The 13,760-nt window shown below is 60.2% G+C and carries 13 protein-coding genes; 3 read left to right on the top strand and 10 right to left on the bottom strand.

The genetic code is table 11. From position 1 onward, the window contains the following. Nucleotides 1-116 precede the first annotated feature (116 nt). Together PH547_RS14540 and PH547_RS14535 are read left to right on the top strand one after the other, a co-directional pair. Nucleotides 117-956, top strand: a complete 840-nt coding sequence (locus tag PH547_RS14540; protein ID WP_104826712.1) for an endonuclease/exonuclease/phosphatase family protein — start codon at nucleotides 117-119, stop codon at nucleotides 954-956. Nucleotides 957-1,106: 150 nt separating this feature from the next. Next, nucleotides 1,107-1,850: a histidine phosphatase family protein gene (locus PH547_RS14535; protein ID WP_285168667.1), complete on the top strand. Its 744-nt coding sequence runs from the start codon at nucleotides 1,107-1,109 to the stop codon at nucleotides 1,848-1,850. Between the two features lie 91 nt (nucleotides 1,851-1,941). On the opposite strand, the gene PH547_RS14530 is transcribed toward PH547_RS14535, so the two are convergent. From PH547_RS14530 to PH547_RS14520, 3 genes are all read right to left on the bottom strand, one after another. After that, nucleotides 1,942-3,075: a mandelate racemase/muconate lactonizing enzyme family protein gene (locus PH547_RS14530; RefSeq protein WP_285168666.1), complete on the bottom strand. Its 1,134-nt coding sequence runs from the start codon at nucleotides 3,073-3,075 to the stop codon at nucleotides 1,942-1,944. Further along, nucleotides 3,072-3,977 (bottom strand): 5-dehydro-4-deoxyglucarate dehydratase, encoded by a 906-nt coding sequence (kdgD, locus tag PH547_RS14525; protein ID WP_283054098.1) that lies wholly within the window; start codon nucleotides 3,975-3,977, stop codon nucleotides 3,072-3,074. The genes PH547_RS14530 and kdgD overlap by 4 nt, the downstream gene beginning before the upstream one ends. Nucleotides 3,978-4,065: 88 nt before the next feature. Then, nucleotides 4,066-4,818 (bottom strand): FadR/GntR family transcriptional regulator, encoded by a 753-nt coding sequence (locus PH547_RS14520; RefSeq protein ID WP_283054097.1) that lies wholly within the window; start codon nucleotides 4,816-4,818, stop codon nucleotides 4,066-4,068. Between the two features lie 104 nt (nucleotides 4,819-4,922). Between PH547_RS14520 and PH547_RS14515 the strand changes: the two genes are divergently transcribed. Continuing rightward, nucleotides 4,923-5,720 (top strand): NAD-dependent epimerase/dehydratase family protein, encoded by a 798-nt coding sequence (locus PH547_RS14515; RefSeq protein WP_285168665.1) that lies wholly within the window; start codon nucleotides 4,923-4,925, stop codon nucleotides 5,718-5,720. 51 nt (nucleotides 5,721-5,771) lie between these two features. On the opposite strand, the gene PH547_RS14510 is transcribed toward PH547_RS14515, so the two are convergent. The 7 genes from PH547_RS14510 to PH547_RS14480 all read right to left on the bottom strand — a co-directional run bounded on the left by PH547_RS14510 (nucleotide 5,772) and on the right by PH547_RS14480 (nucleotide 13,698). After that, nucleotides 5,772-6,818 carry a sulfate/molybdate ABC transporter ATP-binding protein gene (locus PH547_RS14510; protein WP_283054095.1) on the bottom strand — a complete coding sequence of 349 codons (1,047 nt, stop codon included), beginning with the start codon at nucleotides 6,816-6,818 and terminating at the stop codon, nucleotides 5,772-5,774. A gap of 11 nt (nucleotides 6,819-6,829) precedes the next feature. Further along, nucleotides 6,830-7,702: a sulfate ABC transporter permease subunit CysW gene (gene cysW, locus PH547_RS14505; RefSeq protein WP_285168664.1), complete on the bottom strand. Its 873-nt coding sequence runs from the start codon at nucleotides 7,700-7,702 to the stop codon at nucleotides 6,830-6,832. Beyond that, the gene (gene cysT / locus PH547_RS14500) at nucleotides 7,692-8,549 is read right to left on the bottom strand and encodes a sulfate ABC transporter permease subunit CysT (protein ID WP_104826719.1); all 858 of its coding nucleotides are present in this window, start codon (nucleotides 8,547-8,549) and stop codon (nucleotides 7,692-7,694) included. The genes cysW and cysT overlap by 11 nt, the downstream gene beginning before the upstream one ends. A 6-nt stretch (nucleotides 8,550-8,555) precedes the next feature. Then, nucleotides 8,556-9,584, bottom strand: coding sequence for a sulfate ABC transporter substrate-binding protein (locus PH547_RS14495; RefSeq protein ID WP_283054094.1), 1,029 nt, complete (start codon nucleotides 9,582-9,584; stop codon nucleotides 8,556-8,558). A 157-nt stretch (nucleotides 9,585-9,741) separates the two neighbouring features. Beyond that, the gene (locus PH547_RS14490; RefSeq protein ID WP_104826721.1) at nucleotides 9,742-10,197 is read right to left on the bottom strand and encodes a PTS sugar transporter subunit IIA; all 456 of its coding nucleotides are present in this window, start codon (nucleotides 10,195-10,197) and stop codon (nucleotides 9,742-9,744) included. A 100-nt stretch (nucleotides 10,198-10,297) separates the two neighbouring features. Next, a complete protein-coding gene (locus tag PH547_RS14485) occupies nucleotides 10,298-10,990 on the bottom strand; it encodes a response regulator transcription factor (RefSeq protein WP_104826722.1) in 693 nt (230 codons plus the stop codon). Next, nucleotides 10,987-13,698, bottom strand: coding sequence for a sensor histidine kinase (locus PH547_RS14480; protein ID WP_104826723.1), 2,712 nt, complete (start codon nucleotides 13,696-13,698; stop codon nucleotides 10,987-10,989). Before PH547_RS14480 ends, PH547_RS14485 begins: the two co-directional genes overlap by 4 nt. Nucleotides 13,699-13,760 lie beyond the last annotated feature (62 nt).

Here is a 13,760-nt window from a genome sequence, read left to right as displayed (position 1 = left end):
CGGTCCGTCTTTCTACAAACAAGCCTTTTCACATGACAAGGCCGGCAATCACTCCCTATACTCCTCCTGAAGACGCCGCTCGGCAGGCTTTGACAACGGAAATGGTCAACGGACAGATGCGGAAAAAGAACGAGAGTCTCCGTGCAAGCATTTTCGAAACGTTGAAGAACAGAAAGAAGTCGCGGACGATGCATGCCGGCGAACGAGCACGTCCCGCAGGCACATTGATCGCCTCCTACAATGTTCACAAATGCGTCGGCGCCGATCGCCGTTTCGATCCGGAGCGGATCAGCCGGGTCATCCATGAAATCGATGCCGATGTCATCGGCTTGCAGGAGGCCGATACGCGGTTTGGCGAACGCACGGGTCTGCTTGACCTGCGGCGGCTCGAGCTGGAAACCGGCCTAATTCCCGTGCCCGTGGCGGGTGTCAGCAAGGCGCATGGCTGGCATGGCAATGTCGTGCTGTTCAAGCAGGGTACGGTACGCGATGTACATCAGATCAACCTGCCGGGGCTCGAGCCCCGCGGCGCGCTGCTCGCGGAAATCGAGCTGGCCCGCGGCGGAGCGCTCAGGATCATCGCTGCTCATCTCGGGCTGCTGCATAGCTCCCGTGCCCAGCAGGCGCGTTTGATCGTCGACCTGATGAGAACCGACAATGACACGCCGACCATCCTCCTCGGCGATCTCAACGAATGGCGGCTCGGCGACCGCTCGTCGCTCAACACCTTCCAGGCCGCCTTCGGCCCGCTGCCGCCGGCGGTGCCAAGCTTTCCCTCCACCCTGCCGCTTCTGGCGCTGGACCGCATCATGGCCAATCGTCGCGGACTGATCTCGACAGTGGAGGTTCATGACTCGCCATTGGCGCGTGTCGCCTCTGATCACCTGCCGATCAAGGCAGTCGTCAGCCTGGAAACACTGAGGGCGGAAACAGAGGCGCGGGCCGAATCTGCTTGAAATCGGACATGCGGCGTTAAGCCGAAAAGGTCGGCTGCCGTTTCGATCCATCCCATGCAATCATCCGGGGCAAAGAAGCTAATGCGTTGCGCACTCTGCGCTTCCCATTCATGATGAGCTCGATTTCAGATCGGACAATGCGGATTGTTGATGCACATCTTTCTCGTTCGACACGGCGAATCCCTTGGCAACATCAGCGAGCAGGCTTACCGGCAGTTCGGTGATCACAACGTTCCGTTGACGCAGTGGGGCTATCGGCAGGTGCTGGAAGCCGGACGTGTGATCGCCTCCCATCTGAAAGCCCGACCAAGCGCTGAAGCGTCAAAACTGAGCATCTGGTATTCCCCTTATCTGAGGACGCTACAGAGCAAGGATGCTTTGCTCGAAGTCCTGCCGAGCGAGTGCGTCACCGACTCTCGGGAGGATTACCTGTTGCGGGAACAGGATTTCGGCCTCTTCACCGAAATCTATGATCGTGCAGAACAGAAACGGAAGTTTCCCGAGGAATTCGAAAAATGGGCCAGGCTGCGTAACAACAACGGGAAATTCTATGCAAGGCCTCCCGACGGCGAGAGCAGGGCGGATGTGGCGCAGAGGGTCCGCCTATTCCTCCAGACGGTCATGCACGAGGCTAAGCATGGCAGAAACAATGTCATTATCGTTGGCCACGGCGTCACCAACAGGGCGTTCGAAATGAATTTTCTGCATCATTCCGTCGATTGGTTCGAACGCTCGGACAATCCAGGAAATGCGGATGTCACATTGATCGAGGGCACCGCCACGGAAGGTTACACGTCAATCCTGATCCACAAGGCGGTCGATCGGGCTAAGGGTGAGGAGGGCGAATTGCGGGATGCCTATGGTTCGGAGCTGGTCACCGCGAAGATTGGGTGATGTGGTATGGCCCAAAACAGGGGTCTTGGGCCACAAACAATATCGATAGCGTTCAGCCGTAACGGCCGAAATTCCTGCCGAATTTATCCGCTCAATCCTTCAGCCGGTATTGCTCCAGCGCGTCGCGGTTGATCTCGATGCCGAGACCGGGGCCATCGGGAATGGCGACGACGCCGTTCACATGATCCAGCGGCTTTGTCAGCACGGCCTGGCGGAATGGATTGCGGGTGCGGTCGAATTCCAGGATCGGCGGCCGGCCATTGCGGCGCGGCGGGTCCGGGGGCAGGGCGGCGATGAACTGCAGGCCGGCCGCGATGGCGACACCCGTTCCCCAGACATGCGGGACGAGGCGAACGCCGTTGATGGCGGCCATATCGGCAATCCTGCGCATTTCGCTGAAGCCGCCGGTGCCGCAGATATCGGGCTGGATGATATCGACGGCGCGGGTTTCCAGCGGCTCGCGCATGCCGAAGCGGCCATGCCAGGTCTCTCCGCCGGCGACAGGGATCGGCTGGCCGGCGCGCACCGCGCGATAGGCGCTGAGCTGTTCCGGAACGACCGGCTCTTCGAACCAATCGACGCCGTATTTCGCAACGGCCTTGCCGACCGTGCAGGCTTCCAGCGCGTCATAGCCGTGATTGGCATCGATCATCAGCCGTATATTTGGACCGATTGCTTCGCGCACGGCGCGGATGACGGCGATATCCTCTTCGACATCAAACCCGATCTTGATCTTCACCGCATGGAACCCTTGGGCAACATAGGCGGCGGTTTCGGCGGCGATATCGGAGACCGGGTCGACGCCATCCTTTCGGAAGGAACCGGTGGCGTAGGCCTTTACATCCTCGCGGAAGCGGCCGCCGAGCAGCCGCGACACGGAGGTGCCGTGGTGCTTGCCTTTGATATCCCAGAGCGCGATGTCGATACCGCTGAGCGCCGTCACCGTCAGGCCGCGTTGGCCCTGATCACGTAGGAGATTGTAGAGTTCGAGCCAGATCACCTCCGTATCGCGCGGGTCGCGGCCGAGCAGGCGAGGGGTGTAGGCTTTCACCACCGCGGCGTTGGGACCTGCCGGGCCGAGGCATTCGCCCCAGCCGACGGTACCGTCATCGCAGACGATTTCGACGAGGCAATGCTGGCGGCGGTCGAAGCGCATGGAAGCGCTTTCGAAGGCGTGATCCAGCTTATGGTCGAGCAGATGGGTGTGAACAGCGGAGATTTTCATGGGCGGTACGGCCTGATCAGATCATCGAGCATGGCAACTTCCTGTTCGGTCAGGTCGGTCAGCGGTGGGCGAACCGAACCGGCATCAAAGCCGAGCAACCGTACGCCGGCCTTGATGGCCGACACGGCATAGCCCTTCTGGCGGTTGCGGATGTTCATGAAGGGATAGAAGAAATCGATCAGCAGCTTGTTGGTCGCCGCCGTGTCGCCGGCGCGCAGCGCCTTGTAGAAATTCTGCGCCAACGCCGGTACGAAGTTGAAAACGGCCGAGGAATAGGTGGTGACACCCGCACCGAGATAAGCGTCGGCAAAAAGTTCGGCCGTCGGCATGCCGCCGAGATAGGTCAGTCGCTCACCCATCGTCGCGGTGATCTTGCGCACCAGGCCGATATCGCCGGAGCCGTCCTTGAAACCGACGAGGTTCGGGCAGGCATCGCAGAGCCGAGCAAGCGTTTCAGCCGTCAGAATGGAATTGTCGCGATTATAGACCATGACGCCGATCGAAACGGCATCGCAGACTGCCTTGATATGCTGGAACATGCCGTCCTGCGGCGCCTCGATCAGGTAATGCGGGAGAAGCAGGATGCCGTCTGCCCCGGCTTTCTCCGCCGATTGAGCGATCTGAACGGCGATGCGCGTGCCATAACCGCAACCCGCGACGATCGGCGTATCGCCCGCGGCCGCCTTTGCGGCGCTGACGATTGTCGGGATTTCATCCGGCGCCAGCGAGAAGAATTCGCCGGTGCCGCCGGCGGCGAAAAGCACGCTTGCCTTGAAGCCCGAAAGCCAGCCGACATGATCGCTATAGGCAGCGCGATTGAAATTGCCGTCCTTGCCAAACGGCGTCACGGGAAAAGACAAGAGCCCGGCGCCAAGCGCGGCCTTGAGAGCTTGCGGGTCCATGGACACGATGATCCTCCAAAATCCTTCTGAGTTGACGGGATCATAGATGACATATGACAACAGTCAATCTGTTATCATATGTCTATATTCAAGTTCCTCTTCGGATCAGGCTTCGATACCGCTGCTGGCTGCCCTTCAAATGTAGTCGCATTGCCTCGCGTGCGCCGTGTTCATCGCGATCCGATATGGCTTCAGCAATGCGCCGGTGTTCTGCTTGGATCTGCGCCAGATAGTCGGCTGATGCGATTTCGTCCGGTTGGTCCTGCAGGAAGGAGCGGGGAATCGCCCTCTTGCCGGTCAACTCCAGAAACTCACGGAAGCGCGGATTGTTGGTGGCGTCGGCAATGGCGAGATGAAACGCGAAATCGGCCTCCGATGTCGCGATGCCGCGCTCCATGGCATGATCGATATCTTCGAACCGCTCGATGATGGCCTCGTCCTGCGCCGGCGAGCGGCGGGCGGCGGCAAGGCCAGCCGCTTCGGTTTCCACCGCGGCGCGCAATTCCAGCATTTCGATGATGGAGGAGATCCGACCCGGATCGGTGTCCAGCAAGCCCGCGGCGGGGAAGGGCGGCCTTGCGTGAAGGACGAAGACGCCGATGCCGTGGCGCACCTCGACTAGTCCATCCGCACGCATTGAAGCGATCGCTTCGCGAATGACGGTGCGGCTGACCTTATATCTTTCGGTGAGGCCGCTTTCGCTCGGCAATTTTTCGCCAGGCTTCAAGACGCCGCCAAGTATCTCCTGGCGCAGTTGCTGGCCGACAATGTCCACCAGATTGCGCCGGCCCGTCGGCCGTTCGTTACGCTCCCTTGTCTTGATCGCTGCGCTTCTCGGCATTCCGACATCCCCAAGTTTCGAACAGGGAGATTACAGATATATGATGACGAGCGAAAGCCCATATTATAAGTTCCACTTCGATGATACCGATATGGGAGAAAACCATGCTGAAAACTCTGTTGATGACCGGCGCTGCCGGCGGCGTTGGCCAGGCACTGCGGCCGCTTCTTTCGCAGATCGCCGAAACCGTCGTGCTCTCGGATATTGCGCCGATCGAGGATCTGCGTCCGAACGAACGCTTCATTGCCTGCGATCTCGCTGACCGCGCCGGCGTCGAGACGCTGGTCAAGGGCATCGACGGCATTATTCATCTTGGCGGGATCTCTCTGGAAAAGCCCTTCGACCTGATCCTGCAGGGCAACATCATCGGCCTCTACAATCTCTATGAAGCCGCCCGTGCCGCCGGCAAGCCGCGCATCATCTTTGCGAGCTCCAATCATACGATCGGCTACTATCGCCGCGACGAGCGCATCGACAACACCGTACCGACCCGGCCGGATTCCCTCTACGGAGTCTCGAAAGTCTATGGCGAAGCCTTGGCGAGCCTATATTTCGATAAGTTCGGGCAGGAGACCTTGTCCGTACGCATCGGCTCCTGCTTCCCGGAGCCGCGCAATCCGCGCATGCTGGCGACATGGCTCAGCGCCCGCGATCTGATGACGCTCTGCGACCGCGCCTTTGAGACGCCTCGGCTCGGACACACGATCGTCTACGGCGCCTCCGATAACGACGAACAATGGTGGGACAATCGCAACGCTGCTTTCCTCGGTTGGAAGCCGAAAGACAGCTCCTCGCCTTGGCGGGCGGAAGTTCTGGCGAACGCCGCGCCGGAAGACCCGAATGATCCGGCTGTGATCTATCAGGGCGGCGGCTTTGCCGCGGCCGGCCATCCGGAAGATTAAGGACTAAACGAGGTCAGCCATAGCCGGGGCGGTGATCCGCCCCGTGAAACCTCAGTCGCCGTTCCGAAACAATTTCCAACGCGTCGGCCTGAAAGCGATGCGGTTGCGGTCGAGCGCGCCGGCCTTGTCCGGCGGCAGCTCGATTTCGACAGGCTCCTGATTGGCGCCGATGTTCATTTCGATATGGCGAGTACCAGCAACGCGGCGGCTGGAGGTCAACAGTCCGGCGATGCAACCGCCATCACCGTCGCGAAGCTCGATATCGTGCGGCCTAAAGTGAAGATAGGCTTCACCATCGGGCTCGTGCGGCGTGCTGAGTCCGAGTGGCCGATCGTCAAACCAGATTTCGCCGCTGGAAATCCGCACCTTCACGCGGTTGGACTGGCCGATGAAGCCATAGACGAAGGGCGAGTTCGGCGTGTCGTAGATCTCATCCGGCGTCCCTACCTGCTCGATGGCGCCCTTGTTGAGCACGACGACACGGTCAGCCAGTTCCAGCGCCTCTTCCTGATCGTGGGTGACGAAAACGGTGGTGTGACCGGTACGATCATGGATTTCACGCAGCCACTTGCGCAAATCCTTGCGGACCTGCGCATCGAGCGCACCGAAGGGTTCGTCCAGAAGCAGCACGTTCGGCTCGACCGCCATGGCCCGGGCGAGCGCCACGCGCTGGCGCTGGCCGCCGGACAACTGCGCCGGGTAGCGCTTTTCGAGGCCGCTAAGCTGCACCAGTTCAAGCAGCTCGAGAGCACGGCGATGGATTTCAGCGCGGGGAGGGCGGCGCGAAGCGGTGCGCACCTTGAGGCCGAAGGATATGTTATCCAACACCGTCATATGGCGGAACAGCGCATAGTGCTGAAACACAAAGCCGATATTGCGCTGCTGCACCGTCTTCTTCGACGCATCTTCATCACCGAAGAAAATCCGACCTTCGGTCGGCGTCTCCAATCCGGCGATCAGACGCAAGAGCGTCGTCTTGCCTGAGCCGGAAGGGCCGAGGAGCGCGATAAGCTCGCTAGAGCGAATATCCAGGGAGACATTATGCAACGCCGGAAAGCGACCGAATTCCTTGCGCAGGTTTTGAACGCGAACTTCCATTAACAATTCCTTCAGTGACGTCGGCTGGCTGCGATCTCTTCGCTATAGCGCATTTCCAACAGCGTCTTCAGTACAAGTGTGACAAGGGCAAGCAAGGCGAGAAGCGTGGCAACCGCGAAAGCGCCCGAGAAATTATATTCATTATAGAGAATTTCGACCTGCAACGGCATGGTGTTGGTTTCGCCGCGAATATGGCCGGAGACAACCGACACGGCGCCGAACTCGCCCATAGCGCGGGCATTGCAAAGGAGAACGCCGTAAAGCAGGCCCCATTTGATGTTCGGCAAGGTTACGTGCCAGAAGGTTTGCCAGCCATTGGCGCCGAGCGACAACGCCGCTTCCTCGTCGGAATTTCCCTGCTCCTGCATCAACGGGATCAATTCACGGGCGACGAAGGGGAAGGTGACGAACATCGTCGCCAGCACAAGGCCCGGAACAGCGAACAGGATCTGGATGTCGTAGCTTTGCAGCCAAGGTCCGAGCACGCTGTTCGAGCTGAACAACAACACGAAGACGAGGCCCGATATGACGGGCGACACGGAGAACGGCAGGTCGATCAGCGTCGTCAGGAATGCCTTGCCCTTGAACTCGAATTTGGCGATTGCCCAGGCGGCCGCGACACCGCAAACGAGGTTCAGCGGCACGCTGATGCCGGCGACGATCAGCGTCAGCCGGATGGCGGCAAAGGTTTCCTCATCCACCAAGGCGCTGAAGAACTCTTCGACACCTTTGCGGAACGCTTCGACGAAAACGGCGGCAAGCGGCATCAGCACCATCAGTGCCAGGAAGGCAAGCGAGATGGCGACGAAAATCCAGCGCGCAAATCTGCTCTCGGTGATGACGGATTGACCTGTGTCGGCGAGGGAAACGGCATCATGCGCCATAGCCGTATCTCCTTCTGCTCCAGGATTGAATGAGATTGATGACCAGCAACATGATGAAAGAGATGATCAGCATCATGGTCGCGATCGCCGTCGCCGCAGCGTAATTATATTCCTCAAGACGGATGACGATGAGCAATGGCGCGATTTCGGAGACGTAGGGCTTGTTGCCGGCGATGAAGATCACCGAACCGTATTCGCCGGCCGCGCGCGCGAAAGCGAGAGCAAAACCGGTGAGGGCTGCCGGCGCGAGGCCGGGCAACAACACGCGGGTGATCGTCTGGAAACGATTTGCGCCAAGCGTCGCGGCAGCTTCTTCCACCTCACGGTCGATCTCCTCCATCACCGGCTGCGCCGTCCGCACGACGAAGGGCAGCCCGACGAAGATCAGCGCGATGATGATGCCGGCCGGCGTGAAAGCGATCTTGATGCCGAGCGGCTCCAGGAACTGGCCGATCCAGCCGTTCGGCGCATAGAGCGTCGTCAGTGCGATGCCGGCGACGGCCGTCGGCAAGGCGAAAGGCAGGTCGACCATGGCGTCAATAATGCGCTTGCCGGGAAAACGGTAACGCACCAGCACCCAGGCGAGGATCAGGCCAAACACCGCATTGACGATAGCGGCGATGAAGGCGCCGCCAAAGCTCATGCGGAGTGCGTAAAGCGTGCGGACATCGAGCGCGAGGGCCCAAAACTTGGACCAGCCAAGAGAGCTGCTCTTCCACAACAATCCCGAGAGCGGGATGAGAACGATCAGGATGAGCCAAGTCAAGGTAACGCCGAGCGCCAATCCGAAGCCCGGAATGACACTCGGCTGCCTAAACCGCCACCGTTTGCGGGTTATTATATGCATTAAGAATTACTGTCCCGGCTTGTATATCTGGTCGAAGACGCCACCATCGTCAAAGAACTTCGGCTGAGCTTGGGACCATCCGCCGAAATCGTCAATCGTTGCCAGCTTCAAACTTGGGAACCGCGCAATATCCTTGGGGTCGGCCGCTTCCGGCTTGATCGGCCGGTAGTAGTGCTTGGCGGCGATCTTCTGACCCTCGTCGGAGTAGAGATAGTTCAGATAGGCTTCGGCAACCTTTCGGGTGCCCTTCGCGTCGACATTGCCGTCGACGACCGCAACCGGGGGATCGGCGCGGATTGAAACCGTCGGAGTGACGATCTCGAATTTATCGGGACCGAGCTCCTCCAGCGAAAGATAAGCCTCGTTTTCCCAGGCAAGCAGAACGTCGCCGAGGCCGCGTTGAACAAATGTCGTGGTGGCGCCGCGAGCACCGGTATCGAGCACCGGTACGTGCTTCAACAACTGCGTGACGTATTCCTGCGCCTTGGCATCGTCACCGCCGTTTGCTTGCTTGGCCCAGGCCCAGGCTGCCAGGAAGTTCCAGCGAGCTCCGCCCGAAGTCTTCGGGTTCGGCGTAATCACCTGGACATCGTTCTTGACGAGGTCCGACCAGTCCTTGATGCCCTTCGGATTGCCCTTGCGGACGAGGAAGACGATGGTCGATGTGTAGGGAACGCTATTGTTCGGGAACTTGGTCTTCCAGTCGGCTGGGATCTTCTTTGTCGCCTTGGCAATGGCGTCGATATCGCCTTCCAGTGCCAGCGTCACCACATCGGCATCAAGACCGTCGATGACCGAGCGGGCCTGCGCGCCGGAGCCGCCATGCGAAGCTTTGATTTTGATGCTTTCACCCGTGTCCTTCTTCCACTTCGCGGCAAAGGCTTCGTTGAAATCCTTGTATAATTCGCGCGTCGGATCATAGGAAACGTTGAGAAGCGTCGTATCCGCGGCCCAAGTCGGCGCTACCGCTGTGAGCGAAAAACTGCCGATCAGAACTGCGGCGGCGAGAAGCCGCGAAAGCTTTATCGTCTGCATGGTGACCTCCTTCGTTGTGCTTTAACTCTATCAACTTGGTCGTATAAAGTAACGAAGATTGTTCCCGCCGGACGCGATTACATAGAACGACATCCCATAGAATCAAGGAAAGTGAAATCGCATTCCCATCGTTTGGCCGTAGTACACCGATAGCGCGTCAGCAGATCGAGTCGGACATGAAAACGGAATAGAGTTCGTCGGCACTTTTTGCCTGGCGCATGGCGGCCAACACGCCGTCAGTTCTGAGCCGCCGGGCGATGGCGGCAAGCACGTTCAGATATTCGCTGCGACCATTTTCAGCGAAGAGCAGGACGAAGGCAAGATCCGTCGGAACGTCGTCGATCGCCTCGAAATCGAGGGGATGGCCGAAACGAACCATCAGCCCGCGCGGTCTCGTCATCCCCACGATTGCCGCATGCGGAACGGCGATGCCATTGCCGATGCCGGTCGTTCCGAGCTTTTCGCGAGCCTCCAGCGCCCGCAGCACCGAGCCTTCATCGAGACCGAGGCAATGAGCCGCTTTCGACGACAAGATCTGCAAGGCTCGCCACTTGGTCGGCGCGGAAAGGCCGACGAAGACGTGCTCAGGCAGGATGATGGTGGAAAGGTCCATTGTCACTCTCATGCTCGGACATTGATAGTTTTGGCATGGCCTCGCATAGCAGGCCCGTCGCAACAAGGCCGGCGATCGCACAAACCAGAGGATTACAGCTTCATTCCGGCTCACGCAGACGATAGCCGACGCCGGTCTCCGTGGTGATGTATTGGGGCTGATCCGGAATCTGTTCTACCTTCTGCCGGAGCTGACGGACATAGACGCGCAGATACTGCACATCCGCCGCCGGACCCCAGACCTGCTTCAACAGGAACTGATGCGTCAGCACCTTGCCGGCATGCTGCGCCAGCACGCGCAGGATGTCATATTCCTTCGGCGAGAGTTTCACTTCCTTGCCGTCGACCTTGACGATGCGCTTGACGAGATCGATCGACAGGCCGCCGGTCTGGAAAATCGCTTTTTCGCCCTGCTGCTGCAGACGGTGGCGAAGCGCGACGCGTATGCGCGCTCCGAGTTCGTTCATGCCGAAAGGCTTGGTGACATAGTCGTCGGCGCCGGTTTCCAGCGCCTTGACAATGCCCGCCTCGTCGGTGCGGCTCGAGAGAATGACGACGGGCATTTGCAATCCGTCCTCGCGCCATTCCTGCAAGAGGTCATGGCCCGGCTTGTCGGGTAGACCGAGGTCGAGCACGATCAGGTCGGGCTGATCCTCCTTTACGGAAAGCCGCGCCGCGGCAGCGTTCTGAGCTTCGTTGACGGCATAGCCTTGCGCGCTCAGGCCGACACGCAGCAATTTGCGGATCGGCGGCTCGTCATCGACAACGAGTATCTTGACGGCAGTCGTGTTCATTTCAGGTCATCCAGCTTGGGAACATCCGTGGGTTTCGGCAGGCGAATGGTGAAGACCGCGCCTTGGCGATCCGTGCGGTTGCCTGCCGTGATCGTGCCGCCCATAGCCTCTATGAAGCCGCGGCAGATAGAAAGGCCAAGACCTGTGCCGGCCCGCACCTGATCGCCCTTGCGCACGCGATAGAAGATATCGAAGACGCGTTCGAGATCGGCGGGCGGAATGCCCTGGCCCTCGTCCATGACGCGGAAAACGATATTATCGATATCGGCCCAGGCCTCCAGGCGAATGGCAGACTCCTCCGGCGCATATTTGGCGGCATTGTCGAGCAGATTGAACAGCACCTGCTCGAAGAGTACGGGATCGACCCGAACCATCGGCAGATCGACCGGAATCTGTACTTCCACGCGATGCCGGGCGAGGATTTTCTCCCCACGCCGAAGTGCGCTGCCAACAATATCGCCGGCATAATGCAAAGCGTAATTCGGCTCCATGGCGCCGGACTCGATCTTGGTCATGTCGAGCAGATTGGCGATGAAGCGGTTCAGTCGTTCGGATTCATCAACCACCGTCGTCAGAAGATCAACCCGGTCCTCATGTGGCAGGGATTCCAGATAGTCGCGCAAGGTGCCGGCAGCCCCGAGGATCGCAGCGAGCGGCGTCTTGAGATCGTGCGAGATCGAGGTCAGCAAGGCAGAGCGCAGCCGGTCGGCCTCGACGGCCAATTTGGCCCGGTCGACATCGGCGACCAGTTGCACGCGCTCGATGGCAAGCGCTGCCTGATCGGCCAGCGCATCGAGAAGGCGCTGCTGCTCCGGCGTCAATAGCGGACCGTCACGGCGGTCGCTGTCGAGGCCGATGACACCGACGGCCGTGCGGCCGGTACGCAGCGGCACATAAAGGCGTTTGGCGCCCGGCAGCGTATCGGCGCCACGCCCGGCGGCATGATTGTGTTCCCAGGCCCAGCGCGCGGCGGCGATATCGGCATCGTCAAGCGTATCGTCAGGCGGATAGCCGGCCTTTACGGCAATCGTGCCATCCTCCGGCAGCAGCAGCACCACGCGCACCTTCAGCATCGAAGCGAGCTGGAAGGCCGTCGCCCAGAGCACGTCATCGAGTGTACCGGTACCGGCAAGCTTCTTCGAAAAAAGATAAAGATCCTCAGTCGTGCGCGCCCGCTGGCGTGCCGCGGCGGCCTGCCGTTGCACGGTTGCGGTCAGATTGCTGGCGACGATGGCGACGCCGAGGAAGAAGAAGAAGGCGAGCACGCTTTCCGGATCGCTGATCGTCAGCGTGTAGCGCGGCGGCAGGAAGAAGAAGTTGAAGGCAAGCGCACCAAGAAGGCAGGAATAAAGGGCCGGCCGCAAGCCTTGCGTCACGGCAGAGGCCAATACGGCCATCAAGAAGACTAGGGCCAGATTGCGGACGTCAAGCACTTGGTCGAGGATGACGCAGAAGCCGAGGGCGACGGCGACATAGAGCGTCGCCAGGATGTAGCCGCGAAGCTGGAACGGGGTAGGCGAGGGCGCCGCTCTGACGCCACGGCTTGCCGCCGAGCCTTCCGCGTCGCTGCCGGAAATGACATGAACGCTGATGTCGCCGGCCTTGCGGATCAATTCGTAGGAGACGGAGCGCTTGGACCAATCCCGCCATGTTCCGATCTTAGGCGAGCCAATGACGATATGGGTAACATTGTTGCTGGCCGAATGACGAAGCAGTTCTTCGGCGACCTCGCGGCCGGGAATAGTAATGGCTTCGCCGCCGAGTTGTTCGGCAAGCCGCAACGTCGCCGCAATGGTGTCACGCTGCGCTTCCGTCAGGCTGATAGACCGATTGGTCTCGACATAAACGGCTGCCCAAGGCGCGCGCAGGCGCGAGGCCATGCGGGCCGCATAGCGCACCAGCGAAGTGGAGCGCGGATGATGGTCGATGGAGACCAAAACACGCTCGCCTGCGGCCCACGGGCCGGGGATCGCATGCGCCTGCATGTGGGTCAGAAGCTGGTCGTCGACCCGTTGCGCCGTGCGCCTCAATGCCAGCTCGCGCAGCGCCGTCAGATTGCCGGGAGTGAAATAATTGGTTAGCGCTCGCTCGGCTGTCTTCGACACATAGACCTTGCCGTCATGCAGGCGCTTGATCAGGTCATCGGGCGTCAGATCGATGATTTCCACATCGTCTGCCATGTCGATGATCGAATCCGGCACGGTTTCGCGCACACGCACGCGGGTGATCTGCGACACCACGTCGTTCAGGCTTTCGACATGCTGGATATTCAGCGTCGTATAGACGTCGATGCCGCGGTCCAGCAGCTCCTTGACGTCCAGATAACGCTTCGGGTGGCGGCTGCCCTGGGCATTGGTGTGGGCGAGTTCGTCGACGAGCACAAGGCCGGGACGGCGCTTCAGGATGGCATCGAGGTCCATCTCGTCGAGCGGGCGGCCCTTGTAATCGATATTGACCCGCGGAATGATCTCGAAGCCTTCGAGCAGGGCCTGCGTTTCCCGCCGACCATGGGTCTCGACCACGCCGACGACGACATCGACGCCGTCGGCAATCTTCGCCTTGCCGGAGATCAGCATTTCGTAGGTCTTGCCGACGCCGGGCGCAGCACCCAGAAAGATCTTCAGGCGGCCGCGCGTTTCCTGCCGAGCCTTCTCCAGAAGCGCGTCGGGTGAGGGCCTGCTCAGCGTATCGCGGCTATCGTCTGGCATTGATTATTGCTCTTTCATGACGGCGGAAGTTGAGGTGGCGCTCGCCACCTCAACCCCTTGGT

This window comes from Rhizobium cerradonense (genome assembly GCF_030182455.1).
Classification (GTDB): Bacteria; Pseudomonadota; Alphaproteobacteria; order Rhizobiales; family Rhizobiaceae; genus Rhizobium.
The sequence above is the reverse complement of the archived record's forward strand: the minus strand, read 5'-3'. Positions and strand labels throughout refer to the sequence as shown.